Below are 13,375 nucleotides of genomic sequence, written 5' to 3' on the forward strand. Positions count from 1 at the left end.
AGGCTCTCCTTTTTTATCGCCACCGCGCAAAAATCTGCAATGATGTAAGTCGCTAAGAATAACAAGGAGACGGATCACAACCATGGCGCATTCACACTCGCACGCTCCGGCGGATGCCAATGTCCGCCGCTTATCGCTGGCCTTTGGCGTAACCGCTGTTTTTATGCTGATTGAGGTTGCTGGCGGTCTTTTTTCAGGCTCGCTGGCGCTGCTCGCCGACGCGGGTCATATGCTGACCGACGCTGCGGCCCTGCTTTTTGCTCTGCTGGCTGTGCATTTCGCCCGCCAGCCACCCAGCACAAAACGTACCTTTGGTTGGCTACGTCTCACCACGCTGGCCGCTTTCGTCAACGCGCTTGCGCTGGTGCTCATCACCGTCCTGATTGTCTGGGAAGCGTTTCAGCGCTTTTCACATCCGCAGCCTGTTGCAGGGGCAACCATGATGGTGATCGCCATTGCCGGTCTGCTGGCAAATGTGCTGGCGTTCTGGTTACTGCATCGTGGAAGCGAGGAGAAGAACCTCAATGTTCGCGCCGCCGCGCTGCACGTGCTGGGCGATTTGCTCGGCTCCGTTGGCGCAATCATCGCTGCGTTGATTATTCTGTTCACCAACTGGACGCCGATCGATCCGATCTTGTCAGTGCTGGTTTCATTACTGGTGCTGCGCAGCGCATGGCGGCTGCTGAAAGAGAGCGTCAATGAGTTACTGGAAGGCGCGCCTGGCTCGCTGGATATTGGTGCGCTCAAACGCCACCTGCACCGGGCTATTCCGGAAGTGCGCGATGTTCATCATGTTCATGTCTGGCTGGTCGGAGAAAAACCGCTGATGACCCTGCATGTGCAGGTTATCCCACCGCGCGATCATGACAAACTGCTCGGCGATATCCAGCATTTCCTGATGCATCATTATGCTATTGAACATGTGACGATACAGATGGAGTACCAGCCCTGTAACGGGCCAGACTGCCATCTGGGCGAGACGCAGCCTGACCCACACCCTTCACACCACCATTAGTGAGAAAACGCGTGAGACCCGCGCTCACGCGCGCTGTTAATCCACATCCGGCTGCCATTAAGCGCGATAAAGGTCAGCAGCATATACTCCAGCGACATGGCCCATACGCCTTGCAGCGCGAAAATCACCACGCTAATCACGTTGATAATGACCCATAGCAGCCAGTTTTCGACGTATTTGCGGGTCATCAGGATCATCGCCACAATGGAAAGCACCATCATGCAGGAGTCCCAGAACGGGAACGCATCCGGTTGTAGCGTTGGCATTGCGACGTTAATCCCCACGGTTTGCATCGCAGCCACCGCAATTTTTGTCAGCACGGCAAATACCGGGTCGATAAAAAATGTCATTAACCCGATGGCCAGCACGCAGATCGCCAGCCAGGTGATTGCTTTTGATAAGGGCAGCCAGCGGATTTGCAGCGCCGCTTCGTTTTGCGATGTCTGCCGTGACCAGGCGTACCAGCCGTAGATGTTTGCAGCAAAGAAAAAGAGCTGCAGCAGCAGACTGGCATAGAGTTGGATCTGGAAGAAGATGATGGCGAACAACGTTACGTTGATAAGCCCGAAGGCGTAATTACTGATTTTCTCCAGGCTTGCCAGCCAGATGCACAGCAAGCCCGCCAGCGTTCCTGTCGCTTCAATCCATGAGAGATCGTACCCACCGGCGCCAATCGGAATATGCACCAGGATATTCTGTGTACTAAAAAAATCCATTCTTTCCCCAGAGCGTAATACTACGCGTGACCATCATTCATTTTAAGAACGTAGTGTAGCTGCAAAATCAAGCATGCGGTTAAGTGGTAGCAGTGCGCCTTCCCGCAAGGCGGCATCAACGTGGATCTCGTGCGCTGCACCGCCGTTTTCCAGCCCTTCCGCAATCGCTTTCAGGCCGTTCATCGCCATCCACGGGCAATGCGCGCAGCTCCGGCAGGTCGCCCCCTCCCCGGCCGTTGGCGCTTCGAGTAACTCTTTCTCCGGCACGGCCTGCTGCATTTTGTAAAAAATACCGCGGTCAGTGGCGACGATCAGTTGCTGATGCGGCAGCGTTTTAGCGGCATTAATCAACTGGCTGGTCGATCCTACCGCATCGGCCAGGTTAACTACCGATTGCGGAGATTCCGGGTGCACGAGAATAGCGGCGTCCGGGTACAACGCTTTCATCCGCATCAGCGCCTGGGTTTTGAACTCGTCATGCACAATACATGCACCCTGCCAACACAGCACATCTGCGCCCGTTTGTTTCTGCACGTAGCTTCCCAGATGACGATCCGGTGCCCAGATAATCTTTTCACCGAGACTGTCGAGGTGCTCAATCAGCTCAACTGCAATGCTGGAAGTCACCACCCAGTCGGCGCGGGCTTTTACCGCCGCTGAGGTATTGGCATAGACCACCACGGTGCGATCGGGATGCGCATCGCAAAAGGCGGTGAATTCATCAATCGGACACCCCAGATCCAGCGAACACTCAGCATTGAGCGTCGGCATCAGGATGGTTTTTTCCGGACTGAGAATTTTGGCGGTTTCGCCCATAAAACGCACGCCCGCCACTAACAGCGTTGAAGCCGGATGCTTCGCACCAAAGCGCGCCATTTCCAGAGAGTCTGAAATACAGCCGCCGGTCTCTTCAGCCAGTTGCTGGATTTCCGGATCGGTATAGTAGTGAGCCACCATCACCGCGTTACGCTCTTTTAGCAGACGTTTGATTTTTTCGCGGTAAAACGCTTTTTCATCCTGACGCAACGGCGCGGGTTTGGGAGGGAAAGGATAGATTGCAGCTTCGGGATCGAACATTACGCTCATCATGCTTACTCGTTTTGCTTGCTTAACTAAATAACCAGAACAACGGTTCATAATGGCGTCATCGCGCCACGCGTGTTTTGTATACTAAACAAGATAGCCGATTACGCAAAAAATGTCGTGGGGAATTTTCAACAGTATGCAGTTATCATCAGGCAGATGCGCCCGTAGCCTGTAGAAGTGCTAAGCACAGCAAGCATTCCTGGTGGAGGGTGGTTGCACATTATCCGGATAATAGCTTTTGCGGAAAACAGAAAGCAAAAAAGCGCCGCCAGCGCCATTTTTACATTGGTGGGTCGTGCAGGATGACTCGGCTTCGCCTCGCCCTTCGGGCCGTCGCCGCAAGCGGCTCCGTTGTCTCACTTCGTGAGACCCGAACCTGCTGCAGGTATACTCGTCTCATCCTGAGACTCGCCCTGCGGGCCAACGCCTGGCGTTGTTCAAAATTATTCCCGACAATTTTGTCGAATCTTTCAGAATCGCAGAAAGCAAAAAAGCGCCTTTAGGGCGCTTTTTTACATTGGTGGGTCGTGCAGGATTCGAACCTGCGACCAATTGATTAAAAGTCAACTGCTCTACCAACTGAGCTAACGACCCTTACGGGATTGTTCTTCGAAGTTAACCATCACCAGTCATTAAAATTGGTGGGTCGTGCAGGATGACTCGGCTTCGCCTCGCCCTACGGGCCGTTGCTCACGCAACGTTATCCTTCACGTTCTACCCTCTCACCGATCTTTAAAATTGGTGGGTCGTGCAGGATTCGAACCTGCGACCAATTGATTAAAAGTCAACTGCTCTACCAACTGAGCTAACGACCCATACGGATAGTGACTTCGAAGATAATTTTACTTTGGCCCACATTACGTGGTGGGTCGCGCTGGATGAGTGCCTACAGGCTTGTTGCTGAAGCAACGCTATCCTTCACGTTTAACGTCATCACAGGACGTTAAATTGGTGGGTCGTGCAGGATTCGAACCTGCGACCAATTGATTAAAAGTCAACTGCTCTACCAACTGAGCTAACGACCCGAGTGGTGGGTGATGACGGGATCGAACCGCCGACCCCCTCCTTGTAAGGGAGGTGCTCTCCCAGCTGAGCTAATCACCCGATACTACGCTGGATACTGCTTTAAGTGGTGGGTCTTACAGGATGATTCAGCTTTCGCTTCGTCTTTCGGGGCGTCGCTACGCAACGTTGTCCTTTACCTTCTGCATTACCACTACTGTTCAAAAGTTGGTGGGTCGTGCAGGATTCGAACCTGCGACCAATTGATTAAAAGTCAACTGCTCTACCAACTGAGCTAACGACCCAACTTTTGCATTGCTTCCGGTTTATGTGATATCCCGTGGCAACGGCGGCATATATTACTGATTTAAGAATTCAGCGCAACAACAATTTCGATGTAAATCACTTAACTGCTTATGATTCAGGCGACAAGACCAGAAAAAACACGATTTCTGGTCATGCGCTATGCATTACATCGAACCAAGGCGTTTTTGCGCTTGTTTGGCGCCATCGGTACCAGGGTATTTACTGACCACCTGCTGGTAAACCGCTTTCGCTTTTGCGCTGTCCCCTTTGTCCTGCATGATCACGCCGACTTTAAACATCGCATCGGGCGCTTTCGGCGACTTAGGATAGTTCTTCACCACAGAGGCGAAGTAGTAAGCAGCGTCGTCTTTTTTACCCTTGTTGTAATTCAACTGACCGAGCCAATAGTTGGCATTCGGGATATAGGTTGAATCCGGGTATTTTTTGACGAAATTCTGGAAAGCAGCGAGGGCATCGTCCTGGCGGGATTTATCCTGCACCAACGCAATCGCAGCATTGTAATCGGTATTGGCGTCGCCGCTCTGTACCGGTGCGCCAGAACTGGCCGCCCCCGTATTTGCTGCGCCGCTATCCGCCGCTGGAGCCTGAGCGGAACCACCCTGATCGCCAGAAGCTTGCTGCGTCTGACCCGCAGCAGCACCGCTACCAAGATTGTTCATTTGCAACAGGATTTGCTTCTGCTGCTCAACAACCTGATTCAGCTGATACTGGCTTTCCTGGATTTGCCCACGAAGCGTGTCAATATCGGCCTGGTTATCAGAGAGTTGTTGCTGAAGTTGGGTTAAAAGCTGACTGTGAGCATTGGAAATACGCTCGAGTTGAGTGACACGGTCTTCGACCGAGCCTGAGCCGACACTACTGATTGGCGCCTGAGCATTAGCGGCCCAGGGGGCCGCTATGCCAACCAGTAACGACAGACTCAACAGATGATGTCTGAAGTTACTGCTCATGCAATTCTCTTAGTAAACCAGTACGGCGCGACGGTTTTTAGCGTAAGCCGCTTCGTCGTGACCCAGTACTGCAGGTTTTTCTTTACCGTAAGAAACGATGGAGATCTGGTCAGCGGAAACGCCTTTACCCTGCAGGTACATTTTAACGGCGTTAGCACGACGTTCGCCCAGGGAGATGTTGTATTCCGGAGTACCACGTTCGTCAGCATGACCTTCTACGGTGACTTTGTAGGACGGGTTGCTACGCAGGAAGTTTGCGTGTGCGTCCAGCATCGCAGCGAAGTCAGAACGGATGTCATACTTGTCCAGATCGAAGTAAACAATGTTGTTCTGCTGCAGCTGTTGCATCTGCAGACGAGCTTGTTCTTCGGAGGACATGTTGCCGTTACCGTTCATGCCAGTGCCAGCACCCATCATGCCTTCGCCGCTCTGGTCGCTTGCATTCTTGTGAGAAGAACATGCAGCGATTGCCATAACAGGCAGAGCCAGCATCAGGCCTTTCAGCACTTTGTTCAGTTGCATTTCCTTGATTCCTTTTATAATCAACTATTTATTATCACAGATACGGCGACCAGGCAGGGAATTTTACCTGTCCATCAGTTGCCGGAAGACGCGCTTTGAAACGCCCATCTGTAGAAACCAGATTCAGCACGGATCCCATCCCCTGAGAAGAGCTGTAGATTACCATTGTGCCGTTTGGTGCCAGACTTGGCGTTTCGTCCAGGAACGTTGACGACAGAACTTGTACGCCACCCGTTACCAGATCCTGCTTAGCGATGTGTTGCTGACCACCTTCGGAGCTCACCATCACCATAAATTTACCGTCGCTGCTGACGTCAGAATCCTGGTTCTGAGAACCCTGCCAGGAAATACGCTGCGCGCCACCACCGTTAACACTCACTTTATACACCTGCGGGCGACCAGCCTGGTCAGACGTAAAGGCCAGGTTCTGGCTATCCGGGAACCAGGTTGGTTCAGTGTTGTTGCTGCGGCCATCCGTTACCTGGCGAATCTGGCCAGAACCGATGTCCATCACATAGATATTCAGGCTACCGCTTTTAGAGAGCGCAAACGCCAGCTTAGAACCGTCCGGAGAGAATGCAGGCGCACCGTTATGACGCGGGAATGACGCAACCTGACGGATGCTGGCATTCGCCAGAGTCTGGATAACCAGCGCGGAACGACCGCTTTCGAAGGTAACGTAAGCCAGTTTAGAGCCGTCCGGAGACCATGCAGGAGACATCAGCGGCTGCGGTGACTTGTGCACCAAGAACTGATTGTAACCATCGTAGTCGGAAACGCGCAGCTCATACGGGAACTGGCTGTTTGCGGTTTGCACCACGTAAGCGATACGGGTACGGAACGCGCCTTTAATACCGGTCAGTTTTTCGAACACTTCGTCACTGGCGGCATGGGCCGCGTAACGCAACCACTGTTTGTTCACTTTAAAGGAGTTCTGCGCCAGCACAGTACCCGGTGCGCCACCGGTATCAACCAGCTGATAAGCAACGTTGTAGCTGCCGTCAGGATTCGGGGTTACCTGACCAACGATCACTGCATCGATGCCCAGCGCCGACCATGCGGCAGGCTGAACTTCCTGAGCGCTGCCCGGCTGCTGCGGCAGACGGGAACGATCGAGTGGATTGAATTTGCCGCTGTTGCGCAGATCTGCTGCAACAATGCCGCCTGCATCTTCAGGCGCAGCGCCAGGGCCAGCCCACTGGAATGGCACAACGCCAATCGGGCGTGCCGAGTCCACCCCCTGGGTGATCTCGATACGTACTTCTGCATGCAGCACCGCTGCCCACAGCATCAGAAAACCAAATGCAACACGTAATGCCTGCTTCATCATATCTCCCTTATCCGGGCGGAAAACCCGCGATAATTTAGCAGAATTTTAACAAACTCAATAAGACAAAACTACCCGCGTCAGGACACCCTTCGCACGATTTCCCCTCGCAGGCTGCGAGGGAAAGTGTACCTTAAGGTTTGAAGTCCAGCGGCGCATTTTTGAACACTTCGTACACTGCCTGGCTTGGCGGCTTCGGCATTTTTGCCTGTTTTGCTGCGGCAAGCGCAGCCTGGCAAAGCGCCGGATCGCCACCTTCCGACTGAATATCTAACAGCATGCCATCAGGCGCCAGCTTGACGCGTAATGTACAGGTTTTCCCCGCATAGGAGGAAGCATCATAGAAGCGGCTTTCTATCGCCGATTTAATCTGCCCTGCATAGTTACTGATATCCGCGCCGGAAGCGCCGTTATTCTTAGTGTTACCCGAACCGGCTGGCGACGCGGTGTTTCCTTTCGCGCCTCCACCCGTTTTCGGCGCATTCTTACCGGAACTTAAATCGCCAAACAGATCGTCAACGCCTTCGGCTGCAGCCGCTTTCTCTGCGGCGGCTTTCTTGGCGGCGGCGGCCTTATCTGCTGCTGCTTTTTTATCAGCGGCAGCTTTTTCGGCGGCAGCGGCTTTCTTCTCAGCGGCGGCCTTTTCAGCGGCTGCCGCTTTTGCCGCAGCGGCCTTCTCTGCCGCAGCGGCTTTTTCTGCTGCTGCTTTTTCAGCCGCGGCCTGTTTAGCTGCTTCAGCCTGCGCTTTCTTCTCAGCGTCAGCCTGAGCTTTCTTCGCCGCCTCTGCCTCCGCCTTTTTCTTCGCATCGGCGGCAGCTTTCGCGGCTTCCGCTTCTGCTTTTTTCTGTGCATCGGCAGCGGCTTTAGCCGCGTCGGCTTCCGCTTTTTTCTGTGCATCAGCAGCGGCTTTTTTCGCGGCTTCTTCCGCCGCTTTAGCCTGCGCGTCAGCTTTCGCTTTCGCATCCGCAGCCGCTTTCGCCGCTGCTTCTTCAGCCTGTTTCTGCTGCTGTTGCGCTTTTTTCGCGGCGTCCTCAGCCTGTTTCTGCTGTTCGGCCTGTTCGCGCGCCGCTTCCTGCGCCTGCAAACGCTCCTGCTCCAGCTGTTTCAGATGCTCCTGCTCGGCGGCCTGCTTTTCACGCAGCTCTTCCGCCTGCTGTTGCGCCTGTTTTTCACGCTGTTCTTTGGCTCGTTGCGCGCTGGCTTGCTGCTGCTGTTGGCGATTGTAATTGTCAACAACAGCGCCCGGATCGACCATCACCGCGTCTATCGCTGAACCGCCACCGCCGCCCGCAGAAGCATCAATATGCTCATCGAACGAACTCCAGATCAGCAGTGCCACCAAAATAACGTGTAGCACGGCAGAAATGATTATCGCTCGCTTAAGCTTGTCGTTTTGTACGGTTGCCTTTGACACTCTCGGTTCCCAAAAACTGTCCGCCTGTTATGCCGGTGATCAGATAGGCTGCGTCATCAAGCCGACCGATTTAACACCCGCGCTATGTAACAGGTTCAGCGCTTTAATGATTTCATCGTACGGCACGTCTTTGGCGCCGCCGATCAAGAACACGGTTTTCGGATTGGATTGCAGGCGACGCTGCGCCTCTGCAATCACCTGCTCTGGCGGTAGCTGATCCATACGATCTTTCTCCACCACCACGCTGTATTGCCCGACACCGGAAACCTCAATAATGACCGGAGGATCATCGTTGGTGCTGACAGTCTGCGACTGCGTCGCATCCGGCAGATCGACCTCAACGCTTTGCGTGATAATCGGTGCCGTCGCCATAAAGATCAGCAGCAGCACCAGCAACACGTCCAGCAACGGTACAATGTTGATTTCGGACTTGAGGCCACGACTGCCCCGTCCACGCGATCTGGCCATGGCTTACTCCTTGTTGCTGTCGCTGCTGGCAAATGCCTGGCGATGCAGAATAGCCGTGAACTCTTCCATAAAGTTGTCGTAATTCAGTTCCAGCTTGTTCACGCGCTGGTTCAGGCGGTTGTACGCCATAACCGCCGGAATGGCCGCAAACAGACCGATAGCCGTTGCGATCAATGCTTCGGCAATACCCGGCGCAACCATCTGCAACGTTGCCTGTTTCACCGCACCCAGCGCGATAAAGGCATGCATGATCCCCCACACGGTACCGAACAGACCAATATAAGGACTGATAGAACCGACGGTGCCAAGGAAAGGAATGTGGTTTTCCAGATTTTCCAGCTCGCGGTTCATTGAGATGCGCATCGCACGCGAGGCGCCTTCGACAATGGCCTCCGGCGCATGACTGTTAGCGCGGTGCAAACGAGCAAACTCTTTGAACCCGCTATAGAAGATTTGTTCCGAACCGCTCAGATTATCCCGACGGCCCTGGCTTTCCTGATAAAGACGAGACAGTTCAATACCGGACCAGAACTTGTCTTCGAACGCTTCGGCTTCGCGCCCTGCTGCGTTGAGGATGCGCGTTCTCTGGATGATGATAGCCCAGGATGCGATTGAAAAACCAATCAAAATCAACATGATAAGTTTGACCAGAAGGCTAGCCTTCAGGAACAAATCAAGGATGTTCATGTCAGTCACTGCTTAAACTCCGCGACAATAGACTTGGGAAGCGCACGAGGCTTCATTAAGAGTGGATCAACACAGACAATCAGCACTTCAGCTTCGTTCAGCACTTTGTTCTCTGCGTTGACGATCCGCTGCACGAAAACCATTGAGGTGCCGCGCATTGATGTAACTTCCGTTTGGACTTCGAGCATGTCGTCGAGTCTGGCGGGTGCAAAATACTCCAGCGTCATTTTGCGTACCACGAAGGCGACGCGCTCAGCCAGCAGAGCCTGTTGGCTAAAGTGATGGTGGCGCAGCATCTCAGTGCGGGCTCTTTCATAAAAAGCAACGTAGCTGGCGTGGTAAACCATGCCACCGGCGTCGGTGTCTTCGTAATAGACCCGAACCGGCCATCGAAACAGCGTTGTATTCACTTTACATCCCGGTAATGCAAAAAAAGTTAGAGCTTTTAAACTTCGCTACTATACGCGCGGGGAAGGTGCTTTGGAATGGGTTCAAGTAAACGGAGAGTAAAAATTTATGGGCTTTTGCAAGCCCATGAGGATAGCGGATATTTCTTATTCAAAAGAAGAAAAAAATTAAACCAGCCAGCAACACCAGATCGGCAATCAGCGGGCAGAAAATCCCCTGCCAGTGAATCGCGCGTGGACGAAAGCCCACACCGTGGATCACCCCGGCGCACACTGCCCACATCAACAGCAGCCCGTGCCAGATTTCCAGTTCGCTGGTTTTGGCCGCGAATCGCGAAGGATCCCAAAAAATGCAGCCCGCCAGCAGTAATGCCATCACTAAGGAAAGGGCCCGAAGCGGGCCCTTATCCATTACCGCATACAGTTTTGCGATAATTTTATCCATCAGTGTTCTTCTTTCCCGGCTTTGGTCGCTTCAACGTGTTCCAGCGCCAGCGCGGTAATCACTCCAAAAGCACAGGCAAGAAGCGTTCCTAAAATCCATGCGAAATACCACATATTCTGCTCCTTACTTAGTACATAGAGTGGGTGTTGCTTTCAATGTGTTCTTTGGTAATACGACCGAACATTTTCCAGTAACACCAGGTGGTGTAGAGCAGAATGATCGGCACGAACACCAGCGCCACATAGGTCATCAGGTTCAGCGTCATCTGCGTGGATGTCGCATCCCACATGGTGAGGCTCGCTTTCAGCATCGTGCTGGACGGCATGATGAACGGGAACATCGCGATACCTGCAGTCAGGATGATGCATGCCAGCGTCAGTGAAGAGAACACAAACGCCCAGGCGGCTTTATCCAGACGCGCAGTCAGCACGGTCAGCAGCGGCAGCACAACGCCCAGTGCCGGCACCAGCCACAGCACAGGCGCATCTTTAAAATTGGTCAGCCAGGCGCCAGCCTGCAACGCCACTTCTTTTTTCAGCGGGTTAGAGGCGGCATGGTGATCGATAACAGACGTCACCACATAACCGTCAATGCCGTAAATCACCCAAACCCCAGCCAGTGCGAAGCAAACCAGCGTAACCAGTGCGGTAATCTGCGACGTTGCGCGGGCACGCAGATGCAGCTCACCCACGGTACGCATTTGCAGATAGGTTGCCCCCTGCGTCAGAATCATCGCCACGCTGACCACGCCAGCCAGCAGGCCAAACGGGTTCAGCAACTGGAAGAAGTTACCGGTATAGAACAGACGCATATCGTTATCGAGGTGGAACGGCACGCCCTGCAGCAGGTTGCCAAACGCCACGCCAATCACCAGTGGCGGCACGAAGCTACCAATGAAAATGCCCCAGTCCCACATGCCGCGCCAGCGATTGTCTTCAATCTTCGAACGGTAATCAAAACCGACCGGACGGAAGAACAAAGATGCCAGCACAAGGATCATCGCCACATAGAAACCGGAGAAGGCCGCAGCGTAAACCATTGGCCAAGCGGCAAACAGCGCGCCGCCTGCGGTGATCAGCCATACCTGGTTGCCGTCCCAGTGCGGTGCGATGGAGTTAATCATCACACGGCGTTCGGTGTCGCTACGACCCAGGAAGCGGGTCAACATCCCCACGCCCATGTCGAAGCCGTCGGTGACCGCAAAACCAATCAGCAGAATGCCAACCAGCAGCCACCAGATAAAACGCAATACTTCATAATCAATCATTTGACGACTCCTGTCTTAGCGTGCCGGCTGAGAAGCCACGGTGGACTGCTCGTAGTGATAGCGACCTGTTTTCAGGCTGCTCGGCCCAAGGCGAGCAAATTTGAACATCAGGAACACTTCCGCCACCATAAACAGCGTATAGAGGCCGCAAATCAGAATCATTGAGAACAGCAGATCGCCAACGGTTAACGACGAGTTAGCGACAGCGGTCGGCAGAACCTCACCAATCGCCCATGGCTGACGACCATACTCGGCCACAAACCAGCCTGCTTCAATGGCGATCCACGGCAACGGAATACCGTACAGCGCGGCGCGCAGGAGCCATTTTTTCTCACCGATGCGGTTACGAATCACGGTCCAGAACGAGATACCGATAATCAGCAGCATCAGCACGCCACACGCCACCATCAGGCGGAAGGCGAAATAGAGCGGCGCAACACGCGGGATAGAATCCTTGGTTGCCTGCTGGATCTGCGCATCCGTCGCGTCAGTCACGTTCGGGGTATAGCGTTTCAGCAGCAGACCATAACCGAGGTCTTTCTTCACGTTATTGAACTGGTCGCGAACAGCCTGATCGGTTGAACCGGCACGCAGTTGCTCCAGCAACTGGTACGCTTTCATACCGTTACGGATGCGTTCTTCATGCTGCACCATCAGGTCTTTCAGACCAATAACCGGGGTATCTACCGAACGGGTGGCAATAATGCCCAGCGCGTAAGGGATCTGGATAGCGAATTTGTTTTCTTGCTTATCCTGGTCAGGAATACCAAACAGCGTAAAGGCTGCCGGCGCTGGCTGGGTTTCCCATTCAGCTTCGATAGCGGCCAGTTTGGTTTTCTGCACGTCGCCCATTTCATAACCGGATTCGTCACCCAGTACGATAACGGACAGCACCGCCGCCATACCGAAGCTGGCTGCGATAGCAAAGGAGCGTTTAGCAAATGCGATGTCGCGACCACGCAGCAGGTAGTAGGAGCTGATACCCAGAATAAAGATGGCGCCGCAGGTATAGCCCGAAGCCACAGTGTGAACAAATTTCACCTGCGCAACCGGGTTAAGCACCAGTTCGGCAAAGCTCACCATTTCCATACGCATGGTTTCAAAGTTGAAATCAGAGGCGATAGGGTTCTGCATCCAGCCGTTGGCGACCAGGATCCACAGCGCGGACAAGTTGGAGCCCAGTGCGACCAGCCAGGTCACTGCCATATGCTGCACTTTGCCCAGACGATCCCAACCGAAGAAGAACAGACCTACAAATGTGGATTCGAGGAAGAAGGCCATCAGACCTTCAATGGCCAGCGGCGCACCGAAGATATCCCCAACATAGTGAGAATAGTAAGACCAGTTAGTCCCGAACTGGAACTCCATAGTCAGACCGGTTGCCACGCCCAGTGCAAAGTTGATACCAAACAACTTGCCCCAGAACTTGGTCATATCTTTATAAATCTGTTTGCCGGAAAGGACGTAGACCGTTTCCATAATGGCCAGCAGAAACGCCATACCGAGCGTCAGTGGCACAAACAGGAAGTGGTACATCGCGGTCAAGGCAAACTGTAAGCGCGACAGTTCGACTATATCTAACATCATGACTCCTTGCTCATCGCATGAAGACTCCGAGAGTAAACCCCAAAGGTGAGGTCCACACGCATGCCCCAATACAAATTTGTTGCACCCTTTTAATCACCATCCTGAAAAGCGTGGACGATGAATGAAACAAGTTACAACCAGGTTAAGAAAAAAAT

The 13,375-nt window shown here is 53.5% G+C and carries 14 protein-coding genes, 5 tRNA genes and 1 other RNA gene; 1 reads left to right on the forward strand and 19 read right to left on the reverse strand.

Annotation, left to right across the window (positions count from 1 at the left end):
* The first annotated feature begins 82 nt into the window (after positions 1-82).
* Complete coding sequence (gene zitB / locus N7922_RS17110) at positions 83-1,015, forward strand: CDF family zinc transporter ZitB (protein ID WP_263097475.1); 933 nt, start codon at positions 83-85, stop codon at positions 1,013-1,015.
* Here zitB and pnuC read toward each other — a convergent pair.
* The 19 genes from pnuC to cydA form a co-directional block, all read right to left on the reverse strand.
* Positions 1,012-1,731, reverse strand: a complete 720-nt coding sequence (gene pnuC / locus N7922_RS17115) for a nicotinamide riboside transporter PnuC (RefSeq protein WP_263097476.1) — start codon at positions 1,729-1,731, stop codon at positions 1,012-1,014. The two genes, zitB and pnuC, sit on opposite strands and share 4 nt — an antisense overlap.
* 42 nt (positions 1,732-1,773) lie before the next feature.
* On the reverse strand, positions 1,774-2,817 hold the full coding sequence (nadA, locus tag N7922_RS17120) for a quinolinate synthase NadA (protein ID WP_263100936.1): 1,044 nt from the start codon (positions 2,815-2,817) through the stop codon (positions 1,774-1,776).
* Between the two features lie 286 nt (positions 2,818-3,103).
* Positions 3,104-3,241, reverse strand: a non-coding RNA gene (locus N7922_RS17125) — RtT sRNA.
* A gap of 94 nt (positions 3,242-3,335) precedes the next feature.
* Positions 3,336-3,411 (reverse strand) — tRNA-Lys (locus tag N7922_RS17130).
* 145 nt (positions 3,412-3,556) lie between these two features.
* A tRNA-Lys gene (locus tag N7922_RS17135) sits at positions 3,557-3,632 on the reverse strand.
* Between the two features lie 134 nt (positions 3,633-3,766).
* A tRNA-Lys gene (locus tag N7922_RS17140) sits at positions 3,767-3,842 on the reverse strand.
* A gap of 3 nt (positions 3,843-3,845) precedes the next feature.
* Positions 3,846-3,921 (reverse strand) — tRNA-Val (locus N7922_RS17145).
* 127 nt (positions 3,922-4,048) lie between these two features.
* A tRNA-Lys gene (locus tag N7922_RS17150) sits at positions 4,049-4,124 on the reverse strand.
* A gap of 165 nt (positions 4,125-4,289) precedes the next feature.
* On the reverse strand, positions 4,290-5,096 hold the full coding sequence (cpoB, locus tag N7922_RS17155) for a cell division protein CpoB (RefSeq protein ID WP_263097477.1): 807 nt from the start codon (positions 5,094-5,096) through the stop codon (positions 4,290-4,292).
* A gap of 9 nt (positions 5,097-5,105) precedes the next feature.
* The gene (pal, locus tag N7922_RS17160) at positions 5,106-5,618 is read right to left on the reverse strand and encodes a peptidoglycan-associated lipoprotein Pal (protein ID WP_061494503.1); all 513 of its coding nucleotides are present in this window, start codon (positions 5,616-5,618) and stop codon (positions 5,106-5,108) included.
* A gap of 34 nt (positions 5,619-5,652) precedes the next feature.
* Entirely contained in the window at positions 5,653-6,945 is a 1,293-nt protein-coding gene (gene tolB / locus N7922_RS17165) for a Tol-Pal system beta propeller repeat protein TolB (RefSeq protein WP_263100937.1), read from the reverse strand.
* Between the two features lie 133 nt (positions 6,946-7,078).
* Positions 7,079-8,359, reverse strand: coding sequence for a cell envelope integrity protein TolA (tolA, locus tag N7922_RS17170; protein ID WP_263097478.1), 1,281 nt, complete (start codon positions 8,357-8,359; stop codon positions 7,079-7,081).
* 39 nt (positions 8,360-8,398) lie between these two features.
* Positions 8,399-8,827 carry a colicin uptake protein TolR gene (gene tolR / locus N7922_RS17175; RefSeq protein ID WP_061494500.1) on the reverse strand — a complete coding sequence of 143 codons (429 nt, stop codon included), beginning with the start codon at positions 8,825-8,827 and terminating at the stop codon, positions 8,399-8,401.
* Between the two features lie 3 nt (positions 8,828-8,830).
* Positions 8,831-9,523 (reverse strand): Tol-Pal system protein TolQ, encoded by a 693-nt coding sequence (gene tolQ, locus N7922_RS17180; protein ID WP_088237114.1) that lies wholly within the window; start codon positions 9,521-9,523, stop codon positions 8,831-8,833.
* Positions 9,520-9,924, reverse strand: coding sequence for a tol-pal system-associated acyl-CoA thioesterase (gene ybgC, locus N7922_RS17185; protein WP_061494499.1), 405 nt, complete (start codon positions 9,922-9,924; stop codon positions 9,520-9,522). The genes tolQ and ybgC overlap by 4 nt, the downstream gene beginning before the upstream one ends.
* Before the next feature lie 148 nt (positions 9,925-10,072).
* Entirely contained in the window at positions 10,073-10,366 is a 294-nt protein-coding gene (gene ybgE / locus N7922_RS17190; RefSeq protein ID WP_263097479.1) for a cyd operon protein YbgE, read from the reverse strand.
* A complete protein-coding gene (gene cydX, locus N7922_RS17195; RefSeq protein ID WP_004100325.1) occupies positions 10,366-10,479 on the reverse strand; it encodes a cytochrome bd-I oxidase subunit CydX in 114 nt (37 codons plus the stop codon). Before cydX ends, ybgE begins: the two co-directional genes overlap by 1 nt.
* Positions 10,480-10,493: 14 nt before the next feature.
* Positions 10,494-11,633, reverse strand: coding sequence for a cytochrome d ubiquinol oxidase subunit II (gene cydB, locus N7922_RS17200; protein WP_263097480.1), 1,140 nt, complete (start codon positions 11,631-11,633; stop codon positions 10,494-10,496).
* 15 nt (positions 11,634-11,648) lie between these two features.
* Complete coding sequence (cydA, locus tag N7922_RS17205) at positions 11,649-13,217, reverse strand: cytochrome ubiquinol oxidase subunit I (RefSeq protein ID WP_263100938.1); 1,569 nt, start codon at positions 13,215-13,217, stop codon at positions 11,649-11,651.
* Positions 13,218-13,375: the final 158 nt, after the last annotated feature.

This window comes from Kosakonia sp. ML.JS2a, assembly GCF_025642095.1.
Lineage (GTDB): Bacteria > Pseudomonadota > Gammaproteobacteria > Enterobacterales > Enterobacteriaceae.

Excerpts from the sequence above, each read along its gene's own strand:
- zitB (WP_263097475.1), top strand. The coding sequence starts at position 83 with ATGGCGCATTCACACTCGCACGCTCCGGCGGATGCCAATGTCCGCCGC.
- pnuC (WP_263097476.1), bottom strand. The coding sequence starts at position 1,731 with ATGGATTTTTTTAGTACACAGAATATCCTGGTGCATATTCCGATTGGC.
- nadA (WP_263100936.1), bottom strand. The coding sequence starts at position 2,817 with ATGAGCGTAATGTTCGATCCCGAAGCTGCAATCTATCCTTTCCCTCCC.
- cpoB (WP_263097477.1), bottom strand. The coding sequence starts at position 5,096 with ATGAGCAGTAACTTCAGACATCATCTGTTGAGTCTGTCGTTACTGGTT.
- pal (WP_061494503.1), bottom strand. The coding sequence starts at position 5,618 with ATGCAACTGAACAAAGTGCTGAAAGGCCTGATGCTGGCTCTGCCTGTT.
- tolB (WP_263100937.1), bottom strand. The coding sequence starts at position 6,945 with ATGAAGCAGGCATTACGTGTTGCATTTGGTTTTCTGATGCTGTGGGCA.
- tolR (WP_061494500.1), bottom strand. The coding sequence starts at position 8,827 with ATGGCCAGATCGCGTGGACGGGGCAGTCGTGGCCTCAAGTCCGAAATC.
- ybgE (WP_263097479.1), bottom strand. The coding sequence starts at position 10,366 with ATGGATAAAATTATCGCAAAACTGTATGCGGTAATGGATAAGGGCCCG.
- cydX (WP_004100325.1), bottom strand. The coding sequence starts at position 10,479 with ATGTGGTATTTCGCATGGATTTTAGGAACGCTTCTTGCCTGTGCTTTT.
- cydB (WP_263097480.1), bottom strand. The coding sequence starts at position 11,633 with ATGATTGATTATGAAGTATTGCGTTTTATCTGGTGGCTGCTGGTTGGC.
- cydA (WP_263100938.1), bottom strand. The coding sequence starts at position 13,217 with ATGTTAGATATAGTCGAACTGTCGCGCTTACAGTTTGCCTTGACCGCG.